Raw genomic sequence first — 21,868 nt, forward strand, 5'->3', positions numbered from 1 at the left:
CCCTCAGCGCCCCTCAGCGGCAGAGGATCCAGCCCGTGGAGACCTTGGCGCCGGCGATGGAGCCCGAGGCGCGGACGCAGCGGTTGAGGGCGTAGGCGGTGACGGGCCCGGCCTGCTGGACGAACTTTCCGCTGTCGACGACCGGCCGGCCGCCGCGCGGCTGGAGCGAGACGGACATGGCCCGGCGCGCGCCGGGCTTCTTGGCGATGGTGAGCGCGCAGGCGTGGGTGCGGTTCTTGTACACGCGCAGCTCACCGGTGGCGAACGTGACCGTCTTGGCGGGCCGTCCGCTGCACACGGAGGCCGCGTCGGCCCGTGGCGTCCCGGGTCCGGACAGCGTGAGCGCGCCCGCGGCGACCACCACCGCGAGCGCGTGCGCGACGGTGCGCGCGCCTGCCCTGCCGACCTGTCCGAACACGTGAGCCCCCTCCGGCCACTGGAGCGTACATGCGTACGACGCAGCCGGGCTCCGCACGGTTGCGTCGCCCGGCTGTCGTAAGGCTGCCCGTCCGGGGGCGGGAGCAGTAGGCGCTTTCGCGCCCGGCGGGTGGCGTCAGGCCGCCGCGGGCTCCTCCTCGCCGATGAAGGTCCGCCACAGGGTGGCGTAGCGCCCGTCCAGGGCGAGCAGTTCGTCGTGCGTACCGTCCTCGGCGACCCGGCCGCCGTCCATCACCACGACCCGGTCCGCGCGGGCGGCCGTGGTCAGGCGGTGGGCGACGACCAGCGTGGTGCGGCGCCCGGCGAGCCGGTCGGTGGCCGCGTTGACCTGGGCCTCGGTGGCCAGGTCGAGGGCGGCGGTGGCCTCGTCCAGGAGCAGCACGTCGGGGTCGACGAGCTCGGCGCGGGCGAGCGCGATCAGCTGGCGCTGGCCGGCCGAGAGGTTGCGGCCCCGCTCGGCGACCTCGTGCAGGTAGCCGCCGTCCAGGGTGGCGATCATGTCGTGGGCGCCGACCGAGCGGGCCGCGGCCTCCACCTCGGCGTCGCTCGCCCCGGGGCGCCCGTAGGCGATGGCGTCGCGGACGGTGCCGGGGAAGAGGTAGGCCTCCTGGGGCACCACCCCGAGGCGGCGGCGGTACGCGGTGAGGTCCAGGTCGCGCAGGTCGGTGCCGTCGGCGGTGACCCGGCCCGACGTCGGGTCGTAGAACCGGGCGACCAGCTTGACCAGGGTCGACTTGCCCGCGCCGGTCTCGCCGACGAAGGCGACCGTCTGGCCGGCGGGTATCCGCAGGTCGATGCCGCTGAGCGCGGTCTCCTCGCCGTCGTCGGCGCGGTAGGCGAAGTCGACGCCCTCGAAGGCGATCTCGCCGCGCAGCGACAGCACGTCCAGCGGGCGGGGCGCCTCCTCGGTGGAGGTGGGCTCGCGCAGCAGCTCCTGCATCCGGCCGAGCGAGACGGCGGCCTGCTGGTAGCCGTCGAAGACCTGGGAGAGCTGCTGGACCGGCTGGAAGAACAGGTCGATGTAGAGCAGGTAGGCCACCAGCGCGCCGGTCGTCAGGGTGCCCGCGTCGACCCGGCCCGCGCCCACGATCAGCACGGCGGCCGAGGCCACCGAGGAGAGCAGCTGGACGAACGGGAAGTAGACCGAGATCAGCCACTGGCCGCGCACCCGGGCCTGCCGGTAGGAGTCGCTGCGCTCGCGGAAGCGGACCGCGCCGGTGTGCTCGCGGCGGAAGGCCTGCACGATCCGCAGGCCGCTGACGGACTCCTGGAGGTCGGCGTTGACCACGCTGATCCGCTCGCGGGCCAGCTCGTAGGCGCGCTGGCTGGAACGGCGGAAGAAGTACGTGCCGATGACCAGCACCGGCAGCGTGGCGAAGACGACCAGGGCCAGCTGCACGTCGATGACGACCAGGGCGACCATGATGCCGAGGAAGGTGACGACCGAGACGAACGCGGTGACCAGGCCGGTCTGCAGGAACGTGGACAGGGCGTCGACGTCCGTGGTCATCCGGGTCATGATGCGCCCGGTCAGCTCGCGCTCGTAGTAGTCCAGGCCGAGCCGCTGGAGCTGGGCGAAGATCTTCAGCCGCAGCGCGTAGAGCACCCGCTCGCCGGTGCGGCCGGTCATCCGGGTCTCCCCGGTCTGCGCGGCCCACTGCACGACCACGGTGAGCAGGGCCAGACCGGAGGCGGCCCACACCGCGCCCAGGGCCGCCCGCTCCACGCCCTCGTCGATGCCGTGCCGGATCAGTACGGGCAGCAGCAGGCCCATGCCCGCGTCCACGGCCACCAGCAGCAGCGAGAACAGCAGCGGCAGCCCGAAGCCGCGCAGCAGCCTGCGCAGCCCGTAGGACTCCTCGGGCGTCACCGCGCGGGCCTCGTCCACCTCGGGGGTGTCGGCGGCGGGCGGCAGGGCCGCCAGCTGGACGCGCAGCTCCGGGGAGGCCCCCTCGGTGTCGGCCTCGGCCGGGTCGGGGCGCTCGCCGCGCACCCACAGGGCGGGCGTGACGCCGTGCTCGGCGTCGAACTCGGCGTCCAGCTCCTGGCGCAGCGAGCGGTCCTCGGCGGGCTCGGCGGCGGGCTCCGCGCGGCCGGGCGAGACGCCGCCCAGCTCGTCGGGGTCGGTGAGCAGCCGCCGGTAGAGGGCGGAGTCGCGCTCCAGCTCCTCGTGGGTGCCGATGGCGGCGAGCCGGCCGCCGTCCAGGACGGCGATCCGGTCGGCCAGGCCCAGGGTGGAGCGGCGGTGGGCGATGAGCAGGGTGGTGCGCCCGGCCATCACCGAGCGCAGCGCCTCGTGGATCTCGTGCTCCACGCGCGCGTCGACGGCGGAGGTGGCGTCGTCGAGCAGCAGCAGGCGCGGGTCGGCGAGGATGGCGCGGGCCAGGGCGACGCGCTGGCGCTGGCCGCCGGAGAGGCTGAGGCCGTGCTCGCCGACCTTGGTGTCGTAGCCCTCGGGCAGGCGGGCGACGAAGTCGTGGGCGCGGGCGGCGCGGGCGGCGGTCTCGATCTGCTCCTGGGTGGCGTCGGGGTGGCCGTACGCGATGTTGGCGCGGATGCTCTCGGAGAACAGGAAGCTGTCCTCGGGGACCAGGCCGACGGCGGCCCGCAGCGAGGCGAGGGTCAGCTCGCGCACGTCGTGCCCGCCGACCAGGACGGCGCCGTGGGAGACGTCGTAGAAGCGCGGCAGGAGCAGCGAGACGGTGGACTTCCCGCTGCCGGAGGCGCCGACCACGGCGACGGTCTCGCCGGGGGCGATGGTCAGCGAGAAGCCGTCGAGGACGGGCTGCCCCTCCTCGTACCCGAAGGTGACGTCGTCGAACTCGACGCCCGCGGGGGCGTCCGCCGGGAGCTCCTTGGTGCCGTCCTCGATGCTGGGCTCGGTGTCGACCAGCTCCAGGACCCGCTCGACGCCGGCCCGGGCCTGCTGGCCGACGGTGAGGACCACGGCGAGCATCCGGACCGGTCCGACGAGCTGGGCGAGGTAGGTGGAGAAGGCGACGAAGGTGCCCAGGGTGATCTGGCCGCGGGTGGCCAGCCAGCCGCCGAGGGCGAGCATGGCGACCTGGCCGAGGGCGGGGACGGCCTGCAGGGCGGGGGTGTAGCGGGAGTTCAGCCGGATGGTGCGCAGCCGCCCGGCGAACAGCTTGCGGCCGGCCTCGCGCAGCTTGCCGGTCTCCTGCTCCTCCTGGCCGAAGCCCTTGACGACGCGGACGCCGGAGACGGCGCCCTCGACGACGCCCGCGACGGTGCCGGCCTGCTGCTGGGCGTACCAGGTGGCGGGGTGGAGGCGGGTGCGGCTGCGCTTGGCGATGAACCACAGCGCGGGGGCCACGGCGAGGGCGACCAGGGTGAGCGGCAGCGAGAGCCACGCCATGATCACCAGGGACATGACGAAGAGCAGGACGTTCCCGATGGTCATCGGGAGCATGAAGAGCAGGCCCTGGATCAGCTGGAGGTCGCTGGTGGCGCGGCCGACGACCTGGCCGGTGGACAGCTCGTCCTGGCGGCGCCCGTCGAGCCGGGCGAGGGTGTCGTACATGTCGGTGCGCAGGTCGTGCTGGACGTCGAGCGCGAGCCGGCCGCCGTAGTAGCGGCGGACGTAGGTGAGGCCGTAGACGAGGACGGCCGCGGCTATCAGCAGGCCGGTCCAGACGGCCAGGGAGCGGGTGTGGGAGCCGATCACGTCGTCGATGACGACCTTGGTGATCAGCGGGACCAGGGCCATCACGGCCATGCCCGCGAGGGAGGACCCCAGGGCGAGCAGTACGTTCGTCCGGTAACGCCAGGCGTATCCGGAGAGCCGTCGTGCCCACCCCTGCTCGGTCCGAGCCCGCTCTGTTCGAGCCGCCGCCACGTGGTGCCTCCCGTTCCCTGCATTCTCTGCCGGAAGGCACCAACGCGGCCGACGTGGGATTTCATCCCGCCGCAACAAAACCCGGCCTTTGGTCCCGGGTCGCGGCGGGCGGTCCTAGGACCCGGTGGCCGGGGCCGTGACCAGCGGGACGGCCGCGGTCTCGGGCGTGGCCGGGAGCGCGCCCTGCGGGGCGGCCGGCGGCACGAAGGCCTGCTGCGGCGCGGCCGTGGGGTTGAGGTCGCGGTGGACGACGCGGGCGATCGCCTGGATGGCGTTCACTCCGTCGTTCATCGTCCTGTTGTCCTGGGTGAGGACGTTCAGGTGGTACGGCGGGCGGCCCTTGTAGCCGGTGAAGGCGCCGATGCTGTGCACCCGCCAGCCGTGGGTGGCGCGGGACAGCCAGCCGTTCTTGACCTGGACGGCGACGTCGGCGGGGGCGCCCGCGGGGGTGCCCCAGCGCTGGTCCTTGACGACGGCGCGCATGAGGGTGAGCTGGTACTGCCGGTTGGCCTCGGTGAACAGGCCGGTCGGCGTGATCAGCCGGCCCAGCAGGACCGACTCGTCGCGCGAGGTGATCTGGGTCAGGCCCCAGTAGCCGTCGGCGCCGGGCACGGTCTGGGTCATGCCGGCCGCGGTCAGGAACGTCTTGACCTTGGCGACGCCCAGCTGCTTCCACAGCTTGCTGGTGGCGTTGTTGTCCGACTTGGTGATCATGGCCGTGGCCAGGCTCTTCTCGGTGCTCGTCAGCGAGCGCTTGTGCTTCTGCGCGTCGAGCAGCAGCGCACCGAGCACGGTCGCCTTCACCACGCTGGCCGAGTCGTACTTCACGGTGGCGCGGTAGGAGCAGCTGGTGCCCGTCTTGCGGTCGTACAGGGCCAGCGAGATGGAGGGGGTGCGGCCCTTGAGGGCGGCGGTGATGTCCGTGGTCAGCTTGGCGGCGAGCCCGGGCGTCGTCGACACGCAGCTGACCGCGGGAGCGGCCGCGGCAGCCGGTGCGGTGGCGGCGGGGAGGCCCGGTATGAGGGCCCCGACGGCGAGGGCCGCGCCGAGGCCGGCGCGGCCCCGGCGGGTTCTGAAGAGTCGATTCACGCCTCGATTGACTCACCAAGGGCGAAATGGTTGTACGGAGTTGGGGGCGCTGGTACGGGACTGTTGCAGACGGCACCCACCGGGGCGCGCGAACCGGCCCTAGGCGCGCGGAAGTTTCACCACGAAACGGTAGAAACGGGTCGTCTGGGCGGGGTTCTGGTTGTCGTCGCTGGCGAGCAGCAGCCGCAGGCCGCCGTCCGGGGTGCGGCCGGTGACCGCCATCGCCTCGATGTTGTCGAGCAGCGGGTTGGGCTGGGGCTGCTTGGCGGTGGCGCCGAGGGACGGGCAGTCCACCAGGTCGGCGAGGAGGGTCTTGCGGACCAGCCGCACCTCGGGCTGTCCGGTCAGCCGCTCCACGGCGCGGACGTCGGTGGCGCGGCGCAGGTCGGCGAGGTAGAGCCGGACGGTGTTGCCGACACCCGCGGTGAAGCCGCGCTCCAGGACGAGCAGCCGGCCGTCGCCGGTGGCGGTGGTCTCGCTGATGCCCAGGCTCGGGTCGGCCTGGTAGCCGTACTGGGCGGCGAGGCGGCCGTCGCGCCAGGTCTGGATCCGGTTGACGGTGTCGCCGGAGAGGGGGGCCTCCATGGCGGCGACGACGGTGCGGCCGTCGGGCTGGACGGCCAGGCCCTCGAAGGTGGCGTTGGGGTAGGCCCGCCCGGCGGGGGCGACGAGGAGGGCGTCGGGCACGGGAAGCCGCCCGGTGATGCGCCCGGCGCGGTCGTAGCGCCGCACCGAGGGCTCGGTCTCGGAGCTGACCAGGAACTGGCCGTCGTACAGCGCGGCCAGGCCCTCGGAGTCGAGTTCCGCGCCCTTCTCGTCGGCGAGCGTGGTCACCGCGAGCGGCGCGAGGGAGGCGGGGTCCAGCGTGAAGAGCTGGGAGCGGTCGGAGAGGGCGGCGATCCGGCCGCGGGTGTCGACGGCGAGGCCGGAGAAGTTGCCGACGAACGCGGACTGGAACTGCGTCTTGTCGAGGGCGTCGGAGAAGCTCTCGATGCCCGCGTACGGCGAGCAGGGGTGGGCCGGGGACGGGTGGCGCGGCGCGGCGTGGACGGGCGCGGCGGCGAGCGTCGCGGTGAGGGCCGCCGCCGCGGCGAGGACGGCGGTCGCTCTCGTACGTATGCCGGTTGAGGTCATGGGGGCCACGCTAGGCACCCGGAGGGGCTCGTGGGGCACAGTCCGGGTGAAGAGCTCCTACAGGTCCGGTCGAGGACGCGCGCGCTCCGGCGCGCGCCCCCGGATCCGCGCCCTCACAGGTGCGTCGGCTCGAACATGCGCAGCAGGGCGGGCAGGACGACGACCGAAGGCCCGGGCGTGGCCAGGGCCTTGGCGAGGTCCGCGGCGAGGGCGTCCGGCGTGGTGCGCACGGCGGGCACGCCGAAGGACCCGGCGAGCGCGACGAAGTCGGGGCGGACCAGCTCGGTGCCGGTGGTCTCGCCGAAGGACTCGGTCATGTACTCGCGCAGGATGCCGTAGCCGCCGTCGTCGACGATCAGCCAGGTCACGTCGGAGCCGTACTGCTTCGCGGTGGCCAGCTCGGCCAGCGAGTACATGGCGCCGCCGTCGCCGGAGACCGCGAGGACGGGGACGGACGGGTCGGCCGCCGCGGCGCCGAGGGCGGCCGGGAAGGCGTAGCCCAGGCCGCCGGCGCCCTGGGCGGAGTGCATGGTGTTGGGGCGGCGGGCGTCGAAGGCGGACCAGGCCCAGTAGGACAGGATCGTCATGTCCCAGAAGCTGGGCGAGGCGTCGGGCAGGGCGGTGCGCACGGCGGCGACGACGTCCTGCTCCAGGGTGAGGCCCTGGGCGTCGATGCGGCGGCGCACCCGGTCAAGGACGGCGGCCACCCGCTCCGGGGCGCCGGGGTCGGGGCGCTCGGTGACGGTCTCCAGGAGCGCGGTGAGGGCGAGCCGGGCGTCGGCGTGGATGCCGAGCGCCGGGTAGTTGGCCTCCAGCTTGCCGAGGTCGGCCTCGATCTGGACGACCCGGCCGCGCGGGGCGAACGTGCGGTAGTGGGAGGAGAGTTCGCCGAGTCCCGAGCCGACGACGAGCAGGACGTCGGCGTCCTCCAGGAAGTCGGTGGTGTGCCGGTCCTCCAGCCAGGACTGCAGGGACAGCGGGTGGTGCCAGGGGAAGGCACCCTTGCCGCCGAAGGTGGTGACCACGGGCGCGTTCAGCGCCTCGGCCAGGGCGCGCAGCTTGCCGGAGGCGTCGGCGCGCACCACGCCGCCGCCCGCGACGATGACCGGGCGCTCGGCCCGGGAGAGCAGGTCGGCGGCGACGGCGGTGAGCTCGGGGCGCGGGACCAGGTCCTCGGGGAAGGCGTCCGGGGCTGTCACGACGGGCACCTGGGCGGGGGCCGTGAGCACGTCCTGGGGGATCTCCAGCCAGACCGGGCCGTGCGGCGCGGTGAGCGCGGAGCGCCAGGCCTCGGCGACGGCGGAGGGGATCTGCGAGGAGGTGCGGGCGATGTGCACGGACTTGACGACGTCGCGGAACGAGGCCTGCTGGTCGCGCAGTTCGTGCAGGTAGCCGTGGCGCCCGCCGCCGAGCCCGGCGGCCGGGACCTGGCTGGCGATGGCGAGGACGGGCGCGGAGGCGGCGGCCGCCTCCTGGAGCGCGGCGAGCGAGGTGAGCGCGCCGGGCCCGGTGGAGAGGAGCAGCGGGGCGGCCTCGCCGGTGATCCGGCCGTAGGCGTCGGCGGCGAAGCCCGCGTTGTTCTCGACCCGCAGGCCGACGTAGCGCAGCGAGGAGCGGCGTACGGCGTCGAAGAGGGCGAGGGCGTGCTGGCCGGGCAGGCCGAACGCGGTGGTCGCGCCGAGCCCGGCCAGCGTCTCCACGACCAGGTCCCCGCCGGTGCGCCCGGGCGGCGGGTTGAGCGCGGCCTCGGTCTGTGCGGCGGTGGGGCGGAGCACCAGGTCGTGGTCGTGGGTCACTTGGTCCGGGCCTCCGCGATCTGGCGCGACATGATGGTGGTGAGCTCGTACGCCGTGTGGGACGCGGCCACCGAGGTGATCTCCGCGTGATCGTACGCAGGGGCGACCTCGACGACGTCGGCGGAGACCAGGTTGCAGGAGGCCAGGCCGCGCAGGATCTCCAGGAGCTCGCGGGAGGTCATGCCGCCCGCCTCGGGGGTGCCGGTGCCGGGCGCGTGGGCCGGGTCGAGGCAGTCGATGTCGATGGAGATGTACAGCGGGCGGTCGCCGATGCGCTGGCGCAGCTGGTCGGCGACCTCGTCGGCGCCGCGCCGGTAGACGTCGGCGGAGGTGACGATGCCGAAGCCCATCTTCTCGTCGTCGGTGAGGTCCTGCTTGCCGTACAGCGGGCCGCGGGTGCCGACGTGGGAGAGCGCCTCGGTGTCGAGGATGCCCTCCTCCACCGCGCGGCGGAACGGGGTGCCGTGGGTGTACTCGGCGCCGAAGTAGGTGTCCCAGGTGTCCAGGTGCGCGTCGAAGTGGAGCAGCGCGACGGGCCCGTGCTTCTTGGCGACCGAGCGCAGCAGCGGCAGGGCGATGGTGTGGTCGCCGCCGAGGGTCATCAGGCGGGCGCCGGTGCCGAGGAGGTCGTCGGCGGCGGCCTCGATGGTGTCGACGGCCTCGTTGATGTTGAACGGGTTGACCGCGATGTCACCGCCGTCGGCGACCTGGGCCAGCGCGAACGGCGAGGCGTCCTGGGCGGGGTTGTAGGGGCGCAGCAGCCGGGAGGCCTCGCGGATGGCGTTGCCGCCGAAGCGGGCGCCGGGCCGGTAGGAGACGCCGGAGTCGAAGGGCACGCCGACCACGGCGACGTCGGCGGTGCCGACCTCGTCGAGGCGGGGCAGCCGGGCGAAGGTGGCGGGTCCGGCGTACCGGGGGATCCGGGACGAGTCGATCGGACCGCGGGGCGTGGTGGGCTCGCTGCTCATGGTCCCGAGCGTAGGCAGGGCTGCGGATTTCGCACATGTACGTTCCCGAGGGCGGCGGCGGCCCTTTTGGCCGCGGCGTACAGGTGGCGTCGCCGCGCCCGTACGCCCGCGGCGGCACGTACGTACGCCCGCTCCGGTCACGTCCGTACGCCCGCGGTGGCGGCCGGGCCCGTGGCCACGCACTCTGGACAGGGCCGGTGACCGCCGGGTAACTTCTAGCCCCACCACCCTGAGCAAGCGCTTAGACAGAGCCGACCAAGGAGGGCGTCCGTGCGCCGCACCGTATTCGACGAGGACCACGAGGCGTTCCGGGACACCATCCGGGCCTTCATCGAGGCCGAGGTCGTGCCCGTCTACGACGAGTGGCTGGCGGCCGGACAGGCCCCGCGCGACTTCTACTACAAGCTCGCCGAGCTGGGCGTCTTCGGGATCCGCGTCGAGGAGGAGTTCGGCGGCGCGGGCATCGAGTCGCACAAGTTCGAGGCGGTCATGTACGAGGAGACGGCCCGCGCGGGCGTCACCTTCGGCGGCTCCGGCGTGCACGTGCTGCTCGGCCTGCCCTACATCCAGATGCTCGCCACCGACGAGCAGAAGAAGCGCTTCCTGCCGAAGTTCGTCTCCGGCGAGGAGATGTGGGCGCTCGCCATGACCGAGCCGGGCACCGGCTCCGACGTGGCCGGCATGAAGACCACCGCCAAGCTCTCCGAGGACGGCACGCACTACGTCCTCAACGGCGCCAAGACCTTCATCACCGGCGGCGTGCACGCCGACCGCGTCATCGTCTGCGCCCGCACCTCCGCGCCGCGCGAGGACGACCGGCGCTTCGGCATCTCGCTCTTCGCCGTGGACACCAAGGCCGAGGGCTACTCCATCGGGCGCAAGCTGGACAAGCTGGGCCTGAAGGTCTCCGACACCGCCGAGCTGGCGTTCGTCGACGTCAAGGTCCCGGTCGAGGACCTGCTCGGCGAGGAGAACAAGGGCTTCCACTACCTGGGCCACAACCTGGCCTCCGAGCGCTGGGGCATCGCCTTCGGCGCCTACGCCCAGGCCAAGGCCGCCGTCCGGTTCGCCAAGGCCTACGTCCAGGACCGCACCGTCTTCGGCAAGCCCGTCGCCGCCTTCCAGAACACCAAGTTCGAGCTGGCCGCCTGCCAGGCCGAGGTGGACGCCGCCGAGGCCGTCGCCGACCGCTCGCTGGAGGCCCTGGACGCGGGCGAGCTGACCCCGGCCGAGGCCGCCTCCGCCAAGCTGTTCTGCACCGAGGTCGCGCACCGCGTGATCGACCGCTGCCTCCAGCTGCACGGCGGCTACGGCTTCATGAACGAGTACCCGATCGCCCGCCTGTACGCGGACAACCGGGTCAACCGGATCTACGGCGGCACCAGCGAGGTCATGAAGATGATCATCGCCAAGGACATGGGTCTGTGACCGAAGCGCACACCGCGCTGGACGGCCTGCTCGGTCTGCTCGACCTGGAGCGGATCGAGCAGGACTACTTCCGGGGTGCGTCCCGCTCCGCCGTGGTCCCCCGCGTCTTCGGCGGCCAGGTGGCCGCCCAGGCGCTGGTGGCGGCGGGGCGGACGGTCCCGCAGGACCGCACGGCCCACTCGCTGCACGCGTACTTCCTGCGGCCGGGCGACCCCGGCGCGCCGATCGTGTACACCGTGGACCGGATCCGCGACGGCCGCTCCTTCACCACCCGCCGGGTGGTGGCCGTCCAGCACGGCCAGCCGATCTTCCACCTCTCGGCGTCCTTCCAGACGTACGAGGAGGGCCTGGAGCACCAGGCGGAGATGCCCCCGGCGCCGGACCCGGACACCCTGCCGACGGCCGCCGAGACGCTCCCCCGCCACCTGCCCGCCGACGTGGCCGAGCGGCTGGTCAAGGCCCGCGCCGCGGTCGACCTGCGGTACGTGGAGACACCGCCGTGGGGCAGCGTCGGGCAGCCGCGCGAACCACGCTCGCAGGTGTGGTTCCGTACCAACGGCAAACTGGCCGACGACCCGCTGCTGCACGTGTGCCTGGCCACCTACGTCTCCGACATGACCCTGCTGGACTCGGTGCTGCTCGCGCACGGCCGGGGCGGCTGGGCCGTGGGCGACGTGGTGGGCGCCTCGCTGGACCACGCCATGTGGTTCCACCGGCCCTTCCGCGCCGACGAGTGGCTGCTGTACGACCAGGAGTCGCCGTCCGCCGCGGGCGGCCGGGGCCTGGGCCAGGCCCGGATCTACACGCGGGACGGCCGGCTGGCCATCTCGGTGATCCAGGAGGGCGTGGTCCGGGTCCCCCGCTGAGCGCCGGGCGCCCGGCGGGCGTACGGTCCGGTACATGACGCAGGGCGAGGAACCGGACGGCACGGGCCCGAGCACGGGCGAGGACACGGCCAAGGGCACGGGCGAGAGCACGTTCACGGTGATCGTGGCGGCGCTGGCCAACCTGGGCATCGCGGTGGCCAAGGCCGTCGCCGGCCTCGTCAGCGGGTCGAGCGCGATGCTCTCCGAGGCGGCGCACTCCTTCGCGGACACCATCACCGAGGTGCTGCTGCTGACCGCGCTCAAGCGCAGCGACAAGCCCGCCGACGAGGACCACCCGCTCGGCTACGGCGGCGAGCGCTACGTCTGGGCGCTGCTGGCGTCGGTGGCCACCTTCGTGGGCGGCGCGGTCTTCTCCGTCTACGACGGCGTGCACACCCTCGTGCACGGCGAGGAGCCGGGCGACCCCCTGGTCTCGTACGTCGTGCTGGCCGTCGCCTTCGTCCTGGAGGGCTTCTCGCTGCGCACCGCGGTGCGCCAGGTGCGCGGCGAGGCGGCCCGCTTCGGCACGGCCGTCGGCCGCTACCTGCGCCTCACCCCCGACACCACGGTCAAGGCCGTCGTCATGGAGGACTCCGCCGCCCTGGTCGGCCTGCTGCTCGCGGCGGGCGGCCTGCTGGGCGGCCAGCTCACCGGCTCGGGCGTCTTCGACGGCGTCGCCTCGGTGCTGATCGGCCTGCTCCTGGTGTACGTGGCCTGGGTGCTCGGCCACGCCAACGCCCAGCTGCTGATCGGCCGCCCGCTGCCGCGCCCGATGCGCGAGGCGGTGCGCGAGGAACTGCTCGCCGTGGAGCACGTGGCCGGGGTCCTGGAGCTGACCACTCTCATCCAGGGCCCCGAGGAGCTCCTGGTGGCCGCGAAGGTCGACTTCCGGGACGGGGTCGCCGCCGAGCAGGTCGAGTGGGCCTGCGAGGCGGCGGAGGCCCGGCTGCGGGCCCGCTTCCCGGCGATCCGGCGCGTCTACCTGGACCCCACCCCGGGGCGCGGTCAGAGCAGGCCGGCGGAGTCCAGCAGGTAGGCGGTCATCGGCTCGTAGTAGCGCGGGTCGAGCACGTGGTCGTCCAGCGGCACGGCCACCTGCAGGGTGCCCTCGGCCTCGCCGATGAACAGGGCCGGGTCGTTGCAGTCCGCGTACCCCACCGCGTCCACGCCGCGCTGGGCGGCCCGCCCGGCCCACCCGTGGTCCGCGACCACGAGGTCGGGGGCGGTGTCCAGGGCGTCCAGGATCGCGTTCATCGGTTCCGGCGAATGGGTGTGCCACAGGGAGGCGCCGCGCTCGAAGACGGCCACGTCGGCGAACTGCACGACGTACCCCTCGTCCGCGGTCAGGCCGCCCGGGATGCGCACCACGTCGCACCCGGCGGCGCGCAGGGCGGCGGCGGTGCGGTGGTGGACGTCGAGCAGGGCGCCCGGGTGGCCGGTGGCGAAGAGCACCCGCTGGCGGCCCTCGGCGGCCTTGCGCAGCCGGGCGGCCATCCGGTCCAGGCCGGCCACGGTCAGCTCGGGGTCGATGGTGTCCTGGCCGGCCCGGTGGCCCGGGTCGTCGTCGACGCCGCAGCGCTCGGCCATGACGGCGAGGACGTCCTGCTCGTCGCTCCAGCGCTCACCGAGCTCGAGGCCGAGCCAGTAGTGCCGGTCGCCGTTGGCCAGTTTGCGGTAGTGGCTGAGGTTGTTCTCGCGGGGCGTGGCGACGTTTCCGGCGATACGGGTGCGGACGAGGTGGTCGAGGAGTTCGGCACGGCTGGGTATCGGCATGACCCCATTCTTGCGGAGCGGGCCGCCGCGGGCCCGCCCGATCCACGTTGTGGGCGGTCCGGTCCCCCGCCGGCCCGGTCCGGACGGAAGGCCGGCCCGGTCCGGACGGAAGGCCCCTACGCCCCCAGCGCCCCGAAGGCGCCGTGGGCCAGCCGGCGCAGGACGCCCTCGGTGACCGCGCGTCCCGCGCCGCCGCCCAGGTGCGGCGTGGAGTTCAGCAGGCCGAAGACCGCGTGCACGGCCGCCCGCACCTCCCCCTCCGAGGGCTCCGGGTACAGCTCGCGGACCACGCCCACCCACAGCTCGACGTACTCGCGCTGGAGGCGCCGCACCCGCTTGCGGTCGTCGTCGCGCAGCCGCTCCAGCTCGCGGTCGTGCAGGGTGATCAGCGCCCGGTCGTCGAGCGCGAAGTCGATGTGCCCGTCGATGAGCGAGGCGAGCACCGCGCCCGGGTCGCCGGCCGCCCCGGCGGCGCGGGTCCGCCCGCCGTCCAGCAGGCGCTCGCTGATCCCGACGAGCAGCTCGGCGAGCATCGCGTCCTTGCCGGGGAAGTGGCGGTAGAGGCCGGGCCCGCTGATGCCGACGGCCGCGCCTATCTCGTCCACGCCGACCCCGTGAAAGCCGCGCTCGGCGAAGAGGCGGGCGGCCTCCCTGAGGATCTGCTCGCGCCGCGTGGGGGCATCGGTCCTGGTGCTCATGGCACTGATTCTAGACAACCCGGTTAGCGCTCGTTAACCTGAGGGAAACGCGTTAACGCTCATTAACACCCGGCTCACACCACCCAGCAGGGGGCACGATGCAGCAGGCACCCGTCCTCGACAGCGCGGCAGATCCCGCGTCCGAGGCCTGGCGCGCCAACGAGGCCGCGCACCGGGAGCTGTCCGAAGGCCTGCGCGCCAGGCTGTCCGCCGTCCGCCAGGGCGGCGGCGAGAAGGCCCGCGCCCGGCACACCGCCCGCGGCAAGCTCCTGCCCCGCGACCGGGTGGACGCGCTGCTCGACCCGGGCTCGCCCTTCCTGGAGCTGGCCCCGCTCGCGGCGAACGGGATGTACGGGGACCAGGCCCCGGCCGCCGGGGTGATCGCGGGCGTGGGCCGGGTCGCCGGCCGCGAGGTGGTGGTCGTCGCCAACGACGCGACCGTCAAGGGCGGCACGTACTACCCGATGACGGTGAAGAAGCACCTGCGCGCGCAGGAGGTGGCCCTGGAGAACCGGCTGCCCTGCGTCTACCTGGTGGACTCCGGCGGCGCCTTCCTGCCGATGCAGGACGAGGTCTTCCCCGACCGCGAGCACTTCGGCCGGATCTTCTACAACCAGGCCCGGATGTCCGGGATGGGCATCCCGCAGATCGCGGCGGTCCTCGGCTCCTGCACCGCCGGCGGGGCGTACGTGCCGGCGATGAGCGACGAGGCCGTCATCGTGCGCGGCCAGGGCACCATCTTCCTGGGTGGCCCGCCCCTGGTGAAGGCCGCCACCGGCGAGGTCGTGACGGCCGAGGAGCTGGGCGGCGGCGAGGTCCACTCGCGCACCTCCGGGGTCACCGACCACCTCGCCGAGGACGACGCGCACGCGCTGCGGATCGTCCGGGACATCGTGGCGACCCTGCCCTCGCGCGGCCCGCTGCCGTGGACCACGGCCCCGGTGGAGGAGCCGAAGGCCGACCCGCTGGGGCTCTACGGGGCGGTGCCGGTCGACTCCCGCACCCCCTACGACGTGCGCGAGGTCATCGCGCGCGTGGTGGACGGCTCGCGCTTCCAGGAGTTCAAGGCCGAGTACGGCCAGACCCTGGTCACCGGCTTCGCCCGGATCCACGGCCACCCGGTCGGGATCGTCGCCAACAACGGCATCCTGTTCTCCGAGTCCGCCCAGAAGGGCGCGCACTTCATCGAGCTGTGCGACCAGCGCGGCATCCCCCTGGTGTTCCTGCAGAACATCTCCGGCTTCATGGTCGGCAAGGCGTACGAGCACGGCGGCATCGCCAAGCACGGCGCCAAGATGGTCACGGCGGTCGCCACCACCCGGGTGCCCAAGCTGACCGTCGTCGTCGGCGGCTCCTACGGCGCGGGCAACTACTCGATGTGCGGCCGCGCCTACTCGCCCCGCTTCCTGTGGATGTGGCCCAACGCCAAGATCTCGGTGATGGGCGGCGAGCAGGCCGCCTCGGTGCTCGCCACCGTCAAGCGCGACCAGCTCGGCGACGCCTGGAGCGCCGAGGAGGAAGAGGCCTTCAAGGCCCCGGTCCGCGAGCAGTACGAGACCCAGGGCAGCGCCTACTACGCCACCGCCCGGCTCTGGGACGACGGCGTGATCGACCCCCTGGAGACCCGGCAGGTGCTGGGTCTGGCCCTGACCGCCTGTGCCAACGCGCCGCTGGGTGAGCCCCGGTTCGGCGTCTTCCGGATGTGAGGGAGACCATGTTCGACACCGTTCTGGTGGCCAACCGGGGTGAGATCGCGGTGCGCGTGATCCGCACGCTGCGCTCGCTCGGAGTGCGCTCGGTGGCCGTGTTCAGCGACGCCGACGCCGACGCCCGGCACGTGCGGGAGGCGGACACGGCCGTACGGATCGGCCCGGCACCCGCCGCCGAGAGCTACCTGTCGGCGGCGGCCATCGTCGAGGCCGCGGCCCGCACCGGCGCCCAGGCCGTCCACCCCGGCTACGGTTTCCTCGCCGAGAACGCGGCGTTCGCGCGGGCCTGCGCCGAGGCGGGCCTGGTCTTCATCGGCCCGTCCGCCGAGGCGATCGCCCTGATGGGCGACAAGATCCGGGCCAAGGAGACCGTGGAGGCCGCCGGGGTGCCGGTGGTCCCGGGCGGCCGCGACCCCGAACTGGCCGCCGCCGCCCGCTCGCTGGGCGCCCCGGTGCTGCTCAAGCCCAGTGCGGGCGGCGGCGGCAAGGGCATGCGCCTGGTGCGCGACCTGGCCGTGCTCGACGAGGAGATCGCCGCCGCGCGGCGCGAGGCCCGTGCCTCCTTCGGCGACGACACCCTGCTGGTGGAGCGCTGGATCGACCGGCCACGGCACATCGAGATCCAGGTCCTCGCCGACGCCCACGGCAACGTGGTGCACCTGGGCGAGCGCGAGTGCTCGCTCCAGCGGCGCCACCAGAAGGTCATCGAGGAGGCGCCCAGCGTCCTGCTCGACGAGGCGACCCGGGCGGCGATGGGCGCGGCGGCCGTGGAGGCGGCGCGCAGCTGCGGCTACGTCGGCGCGGGCACCGTGGAGTTCATCGTGCCGGGCGCGGACCCGTCCGCGTACTGCTTCATGGAGATGAACACCCGCCTCCAGGTCGAGCACCCGGTCACCGAGCTGGTGACGGGCCTGGACCTGGTGGAGTGGCAGCTGCGGGTGGCCGCCGGGGAGCGGCTCTCCTTCGGCCAGGACGACGTCACGCTGACCGGGCACGCCGTGGAGGCGCGGCTGTGCGCGGAGGACCCGGCGCGCGGCTTCCTGCCCTCCGGCGGCACGGTCCTCGCGCTGCGCGAGCCGCGGGGCGAGGGCGTGCGCACCGACTCCGGCCTGAGCGAGGGCACCGAGGTCGGCAGCCTGTACGACCCGATGCTGTCCAAGGTCATCGCGTACGGCCCCGACCGGGCGACGGCCCTGCGCAGGCTGCGGGCCGCGCTGGCCGGGACGGTCACCCTGGGCGTGCCCACCAACGCGGGCTTCCTGCGCCGCCTGCTCGCCCACCCGCGGGTGGTCTCGGGCGAGCTGGACACCGGCCTGGTCGAGCGGGACGCGGAGTCCCTGGTCCCGGACGGGGTGCCCGAGGAGGTGTACGCGGCGGCGGCGGCCGTGCGCGCGGCGCGGCTGGAGCCGGCGGCGGGCGGCTGGACCGACCCGTTCTCGGTGCCCAGCGGATGGCGCCTGGGCGGCACGCCGGTCACCCCGTCGTTCCCCTTGCGCGTCCCGGGACTCGAACCCGTCACCCACCCGGCGCCCGCCGACGCGCGCGTGGAGGCGGACCGGGTCACCGTCCGCGTCGACGGCGTCCTGCACTCCTTCGACCGGGCCGGCGACTGGCTGGGCCGGGACGGCGACTCCTGGCAGGTGCGCGACCACGACCCGGTGGCCGCCGCGCTGACCGGGGCCGCGCACGCCGGGGCGGACGCGCTCGCCGCGCCGATGCCGGGCACGGTCACCGTGGTGAAGGTCGCGGTGGGCGACCGGGTCGACGCCGGGCAGAGCCTGCTGGTGGTCGAGGCGATGAAGATGGAGCACGTCATCGCGGCGCCGCACGCGGGCACCGTGACCGAGCTGGACGTCAAGGCCGGGACGGCCGTCGCGATGGAGCAGGTCCTCGCGGTCGTCACGCCCGACGCCCCGGCCGACGCGGAGGTGCCCGCGTGAGCGCCGCCGGACTGCCGATGGCCTTCCCGCTGGAGGGCCTGCCCGCCCGGGTCCGCATCCACGAGGTCGGCGCGCGCGACGGCCTGCAGAACGAGCGGGCGGTCGTGCCCACCGAGGTGAAGGCCGAGTTCGTCCACCGGCTGGCCCGGGCCGGGCTCACCACCATCGAGGCCACCAGCTTCGTGCACCCCAAGTGGGTGCCCCAACTGGCCGACGCCGAGGCGCTGTTCCCGCTCGTGCGGGACCTGGACGCGCGGCTTCCGGTGCTGGTGCCCAATGAGCGCGGCCTGGACCGCGCGCTGGCCCTGGGCGCCCGCGAGGTCGCCGTCTTCGCCAGCGCCACCGAGTCGTTCGCCAAGGCCAACCTCAACCGGACCGTGGACGAGGCCCTCGCCATGTTCGCCCCGGTCGTGGCCCGGGCCAGGGCCGAGGGCCTGGCGGTGCGCGGCTACCTGTCGATGTGCTTCGGCGACCCCTGGGAGGGCCAGGTCCCGGTGGAGCAGGTCGTCCGGGTCACCCGCGCCCTGGCCGACCTGGGCTGCCAGGAGCTGAGCCTGGGCGACACCATCGGGGTGGCCACGCCCGGGCACGTGGGCGCGCTGCTGTCCGCGCTGGACGCGGCCGGGCTGCCGTCCTCCCGTCTGGCGGTGCACTTCCACGACACCTACGGCCAGGCCCTGTCCAACACGCTGGCCGCGCTGCGGCACGGCGTGGCCACCGTCGACGCCTCGGCGGGCGGCCTGGGCGGCTGCCCGTACGCGAAGAGTGCCACCGGGAACCTCGCCACCGAAGACCTCGTGTGGATGCTCCACGGCCTCGGCATCGAGACCGGGGTCGACCTCGGGGAGCTGGTCGCCACGAGCGCCTGGCTCGCCGAACGCCTGGGACGGCCCAGCCCGTCCCGCACCGTCCGCGCCCTCTCCCACAAGGAGCAGTAGACATGTCGCTCGACCACCGGCTCTCCGAGGAGCACGAGGAACTCCGGCGCACCGTCGAGGAGTTCGCCCACGACGTCGTGGCCCCCAAGATCGGCGACCTGTACGAGCGCCATGAGTTCCCGTACGAGATCGTGCGCGAGATGGGCCGCATGGGCCTGTTCGGGCTGCCCTTCCCCGAGGAGTACGGCGGCATGGGCGGCGACTACCTGGCGCTCGGGATCGCCCTGGAGGAGCTGGCACGGGTGGACTCCTCGGTGGCCATCACCCTGGAGGCGGGCGTCTCGCTGGGCGCCATGCCGGTGTACCGCTTCGGCACCGAGGAGCAGAAGCGGCAGTGGCTGCCGAAGCTGTGCGCGGGCGAGGTGCTCGGCGCGTTCGGCCTGACCGAGCCGGAGTGCGGCTCGGACGCGGGCGGCACCCGGACCACGGCGGTGCGCGACGAGGCGACCGGCGAGTGGGTGATCAACGGCTCCAAGTGCTTCATCACCAACTCCGGCACGGACATCACCGGCCTGGTCACGGTGACCGCCGTGACCGGCCGCAAGCCCGACGGGCGCCCGCTGATCTCCTCGATCATCGTGCCGTCGGGGACGCCCGGCTTCACCGTCGCGGCCCCGTACTCCAAGGTCGGCTGGAACTCCTCGGACACCCGCGAGCTGTCCTTCTCCGACGTCCGGGTGCCGGGGGAGAACCTGCTGGGCGAGGAGGGCCGCGGCTACGCGCAGTTCCTGCGCATCCTGGACGAGGGCCGGGTGGCGATCGCCGCGCTGGCCACCGGGCTCGCGCAGGGCTGCGTGGACGAGTCGCTGAAGTACGCCAAGGAGCGCCGCGCCTTCGGCCGCCCGATCGGCGACAACCAGGCGATCCAGTTCAAGATCGCTGACATGGAGATGCGGGCGCACATGGCCCGCATCGGCTGGCGCGACGCGGCGTCGCGGCTGGTGCTCGGGGAGCCGTTCAAGAAGGAGGCGGCGCTGGCGAAGCTGTACTCCTCGACGGTGGCCGTGGACAACGCGCGCGAGGCGACGCAGATCCACGGGGGGTACGGGTTCATGAACGAGTACCCGGTGGCGCGGATGTGGCGGGACTCCAAGATCCTGGAGATCGGCGAGGGGACGAGCGAGGTGCAGCGGATGCTGATCGCCCGCGAGCTGGGACTTTCGGCGTAGCGGGCCCGCTTGCCCGGTGCGCCGCCGCGCCGGGCAAGCGGAGGGGCGGGTTCACAGGGCCCGGGGGGCAAGGTTAGGCTCACCTCACTAATCGGCCCCCACCCCGAAGGCAGACCCCGCATGTCCAACGCCCGCGCATCCCGTCCCACCCGCCGCGGTCTGCTCGCCGCGGGCGGCGCCCTCGGCCTCGGGGCGGCGCTGGCCGCCTGCGGCGGCTCCGGCTCCGCCAAGGAGTCCGACGGCGACGCCGCGAAGTCGGGCCCCTGGAAGTTCAAGGACGACCGGGGCAAGGACGTCGAGGCGAAGTCCGTCCCGAAGAACATCGTCGCCTTCGTCGGCGTGGCCGCCGCGCTGCACGACTACGGCGTCGAGGTGAAGGGCGTCTTCGGCCCGACCACGGTCAAGGACCCCAAGACGGGCGAGGACCGGGCCGATGTGCAGGCGGGCGACCTGGACGTCAAGAAGGTCGAGGTCATCGGCAACGTCTACGGCGAGTTCAAGATCGAGGAGTACCTGAAGCTGGAGCCGGAGCTGCTGGTCTCCGCGCTCTGGGAGCCGAACAAGCTCTGGTACCTGCCGGAGAAGTCCGCCGACAAGATCCTCAAGATCGCGCCGAGCGTGGGCCTGTGGGCCACCAACACCACCATCCCCAAGGCCCTGGAGCGCCACGCGCAGCTGGCCGAGTCCCTCGGCGCGGACCTGAAGTCGAAGAAGGTCACCGACGCCAGGGCCCGGTTCGAGAAGGCCGCCGCCCGGCTGCGCGCCGCCGCCAAGTCCCGCCCGGAGATCCGCGTGATGATCGGCTCCGCGAGCGCCGAGGTCTTCTACGTCTCGCTCGCCAAGATGTCCGCGGACACCGCCTACTTCGAGGAGCTGGGCGTCAAGTTCGTCAAGCCGAAGGTGGACGGGCAGGGCTTCTTCGAGTCGCTGAGCTGGGAGAACCTCGACAAGTACCCGGCCGACGTGATCATGATGGACAACCGCACCTCGGCGGTGCAGCCCAAGGACCTGGGCTCCAAGCCCACCTGGGGCCAGCTGCCGGCCGTCAAGGCGGGCCAGGTGATCCCGCGCGTGACCGAGCCGATCTACTCGTACGACAAGTGCGCCGTGCTGGTCGAGGACCTCGCCAAGGCGATCGAGAACGCGAAGAAGGTGGGCTGACCCCGATGACGACCGCCGAGTCCGTCCCGTTCCGCTTCTTCCCCCTCCAGGTGACCCGGACGCGACGGCTCGGTCCGTCGCTGGTGCGCGTCACCTTCACCGGAGGGGGACTGGACCGCTTCGCCTCGGGCGGGCGCGACCAGTCCCTCTCGCTGTTCCTGCCGCGCGCCGGCCGGCGTGAGCCGCTGCTGCCGCCGCTGGACACCGACGACATCTACGCGGTGCTCGGCGCCTGGCGCGCGCTGCCGGACGACGAGCGGGCCGTGATGCGCTCGTACACCGTGCGCGAGCAGCGCCGCTCCCCCGACGAGGTGGACGTCGACTTCGCCGTGCACGCCGACGGCGGGCCCGCCTGCCGCTGGGCCCTGGCGGCCGCCGAGGGCGACCGCGTGGTGGTCCTCGGCCCGGCGGTGGCCGACAACACCGCGGTGCGCTTCCGGCCGCCCGCGGACGCCGACGCGGTGGTGCTCTGGGCCGACGAGACCGCGCTGCCGGCCGCCTCCGCGATCCTGGAGTCGCTGCCCGCCGGGCTGCCGGTGCGGGCCTTCCTCGAGGTACCCTGCGCCGCCGACGTGCTGGAGCCCGTCACGGCGGCGAAGGCCGAACTGACCTGGCTGGTACGGGAGGACGGCGCGCCGTCGGCGCTGGAGGCGGTGCGCGCCGCGGAGCTGCCGGGCGCGCTGCCGTACGCCTGGCTGGCGGGCGAGTCCGGCTCGGTGAAGGCGCTGCGGCGCCACCTCGTGGGCGAACGCGGCCTGGACAGGCGGCGGGTGACGTTCGTGGGCTACTGGCGGCGCGGCCTGAGCGAGGACGCGCTGCGCGAGGCGCCGGAGGGCGACGCGTGAGAGACGTGTGAACGTCTGCTTCCGGATGGGGGCGAGGGGACACCGTGACGTGGAAGTTAG

At 73.7% G+C, this 21,868-nt stretch carries 17 protein-coding genes; 9 read left to right on the forward strand and 8 right to left on the reverse strand.

Going from position 1 to position 21,868, the window contains the following annotated elements; all coding sequences use genetic code 11:
- Positions 1-13: 13 nt before the first annotated feature.
- The 6 genes from ABT160_RS02290 to speB all read right to left on the reverse strand — a co-directional run bounded on the left by ABT160_RS02290 (position 14) and on the right by speB (position 9,281).
- On the reverse strand, positions 14-418 hold the full coding sequence (locus ABT160_RS02290; protein WP_351642421.1) for a hypothetical protein: 405 nt from the start codon (positions 416-418) through the stop codon (positions 14-16).
- A gap of 135 nt (positions 419-553) precedes the next feature.
- Positions 554-4,294, reverse strand: a complete 3,741-nt coding sequence (locus tag ABT160_RS02295) for an ABC transporter ATP-binding protein (RefSeq protein WP_351642423.1) — start codon at positions 4,292-4,294, stop codon at positions 554-556.
- A gap of 114 nt (positions 4,295-4,408) precedes the next feature.
- Complete coding sequence (locus ABT160_RS02300) at positions 4,409-5,383, reverse strand: serine hydrolase (RefSeq protein ID WP_502984149.1); 975 nt, start codon at positions 5,381-5,383, stop codon at positions 4,409-4,411.
- Between the two features lie 99 nt (positions 5,384-5,482).
- On the reverse strand, positions 5,483-6,517 hold the full coding sequence (locus ABT160_RS02305) for an esterase-like activity of phytase family protein (protein ID WP_351642426.1): 1,035 nt from the start codon (positions 6,515-6,517) through the stop codon (positions 5,483-5,485).
- A gap of 113 nt (positions 6,518-6,630) precedes the next feature.
- The gene (locus ABT160_RS02310) at positions 6,631-8,313 is read right to left on the reverse strand and encodes a thiamine pyrophosphate-binding protein (protein ID WP_351642429.1); all 1,683 of its coding nucleotides are present in this window, start codon (positions 8,311-8,313) and stop codon (positions 6,631-6,633) included.
- Positions 8,310-9,281 (reverse strand): agmatinase, encoded by a 972-nt coding sequence (speB, locus tag ABT160_RS02315; RefSeq protein ID WP_351642432.1) that lies wholly within the window; start codon positions 9,279-9,281, stop codon positions 8,310-8,312. The genes ABT160_RS02310 and speB overlap by 4 nt, the downstream gene beginning before the upstream one ends.
- A 270-nt stretch (positions 9,282-9,551) precedes the next feature.
- On the opposite strand from speB, the gene ABT160_RS02320 reads away from it, so the two are divergent.
- The 3 genes from ABT160_RS02320 to ABT160_RS02330 are packed head-to-tail and all read left to right on the forward strand — an operon-like array spanning position 9,552 to position 12,611.
- Positions 9,552-10,709, forward strand: coding sequence for an acyl-CoA dehydrogenase family protein (locus ABT160_RS02320; protein WP_351642434.1), 1,158 nt, complete (start codon positions 9,552-9,554; stop codon positions 10,707-10,709).
- Positions 10,706-11,575: an acyl-CoA thioesterase gene (locus ABT160_RS02325; protein WP_351642436.1), complete on the forward strand. Its 870-nt coding sequence runs from the start codon at positions 10,706-10,708 to the stop codon at positions 11,573-11,575. The genes ABT160_RS02320 and ABT160_RS02325 overlap by 4 nt, the downstream gene beginning before the upstream one ends.
- A 34-nt stretch (positions 11,576-11,609) precedes the next feature.
- Entirely contained in the window at positions 11,610-12,611 is a 1,002-nt protein-coding gene (locus tag ABT160_RS02330) for a cation diffusion facilitator family transporter (protein WP_351642438.1), read from the forward strand.
- On the opposite strand, the gene ABT160_RS02335 is transcribed toward ABT160_RS02330, so the two are convergent.
- Together ABT160_RS02335 and ABT160_RS02340 are read right to left on the reverse strand one after the other, a co-directional pair.
- The gene (locus tag ABT160_RS02335; RefSeq protein WP_351642439.1) at positions 12,581-13,348 is read right to left on the reverse strand and encodes a phosphatase; all 768 of its coding nucleotides are present in this window, start codon (positions 13,346-13,348) and stop codon (positions 12,581-12,583) included. The two genes, ABT160_RS02330 and ABT160_RS02335, sit on opposite strands and share 31 nt — an antisense overlap.
- A 116-nt stretch (positions 13,349-13,464) precedes the next feature.
- On the reverse strand, positions 13,465-14,046 hold the full coding sequence (locus ABT160_RS02340) for an SACE_7040 family transcriptional regulator (RefSeq protein ID WP_351642440.1): 582 nt from the start codon (positions 14,044-14,046) through the stop codon (positions 13,465-13,467).
- Between the two features lie 98 nt (positions 14,047-14,144).
- On the opposite strand from ABT160_RS02340, the gene ABT160_RS02345 reads away from it, so the two are divergent.
- The 6 genes from ABT160_RS02345 (at position 14,145) to ABT160_RS02370 (ending at position 21,808) form a co-directional block, all read left to right on the forward strand.
- Complete coding sequence (locus ABT160_RS02345) at positions 14,145-15,752, forward strand: carboxyl transferase domain-containing protein (protein WP_351642442.1); 1,608 nt, start codon at positions 14,145-14,147, stop codon at positions 15,750-15,752.
- A gap of 8 nt (positions 15,753-15,760) precedes the next feature.
- Positions 15,761-17,695, forward strand: coding sequence for an ATP-binding protein (locus tag ABT160_RS02350; protein ID WP_351642444.1), 1,935 nt, complete (start codon positions 15,761-15,763; stop codon positions 17,693-17,695).
- A gap of 17 nt (positions 17,696-17,712) precedes the next feature.
- Complete coding sequence (locus tag ABT160_RS02355; protein ID WP_351643035.1) at positions 17,713-18,633, forward strand: hydroxymethylglutaryl-CoA lyase; 921 nt, start codon at positions 17,713-17,715, stop codon at positions 18,631-18,633.
- A gap of 2 nt (positions 18,634-18,635) precedes the next feature.
- On the forward strand, positions 18,636-19,802 hold the full coding sequence (locus ABT160_RS02360) for an acyl-CoA dehydrogenase family protein (RefSeq protein WP_351642447.1): 1,167 nt from the start codon (positions 18,636-18,638) through the stop codon (positions 19,800-19,802).
- Positions 19,803-19,922: 120 nt separating this feature from the next.
- Positions 19,923-20,963, forward strand: coding sequence for an ABC transporter substrate-binding protein (locus ABT160_RS02365; protein WP_351642449.1), 1,041 nt, complete (start codon positions 19,923-19,925; stop codon positions 20,961-20,963).
- A gap of 5 nt (positions 20,964-20,968) precedes the next feature.
- The gene (locus ABT160_RS02370) at positions 20,969-21,808 is read left to right on the forward strand and encodes a siderophore-interacting protein (protein WP_351642452.1); all 840 of its coding nucleotides are present in this window, start codon (positions 20,969-20,971) and stop codon (positions 21,806-21,808) included.
- The last annotated feature ends 60 nt before the right edge of the window (positions 21,809-21,868 follow it).

The organism is Streptomyces sp. NPDC001941, from assembly GCF_040296945.1.
Taxonomy (GTDB): domain Bacteria; phylum Actinomycetota; class Actinomycetes; order Streptomycetales; family Streptomycetaceae; genus Streptomyces.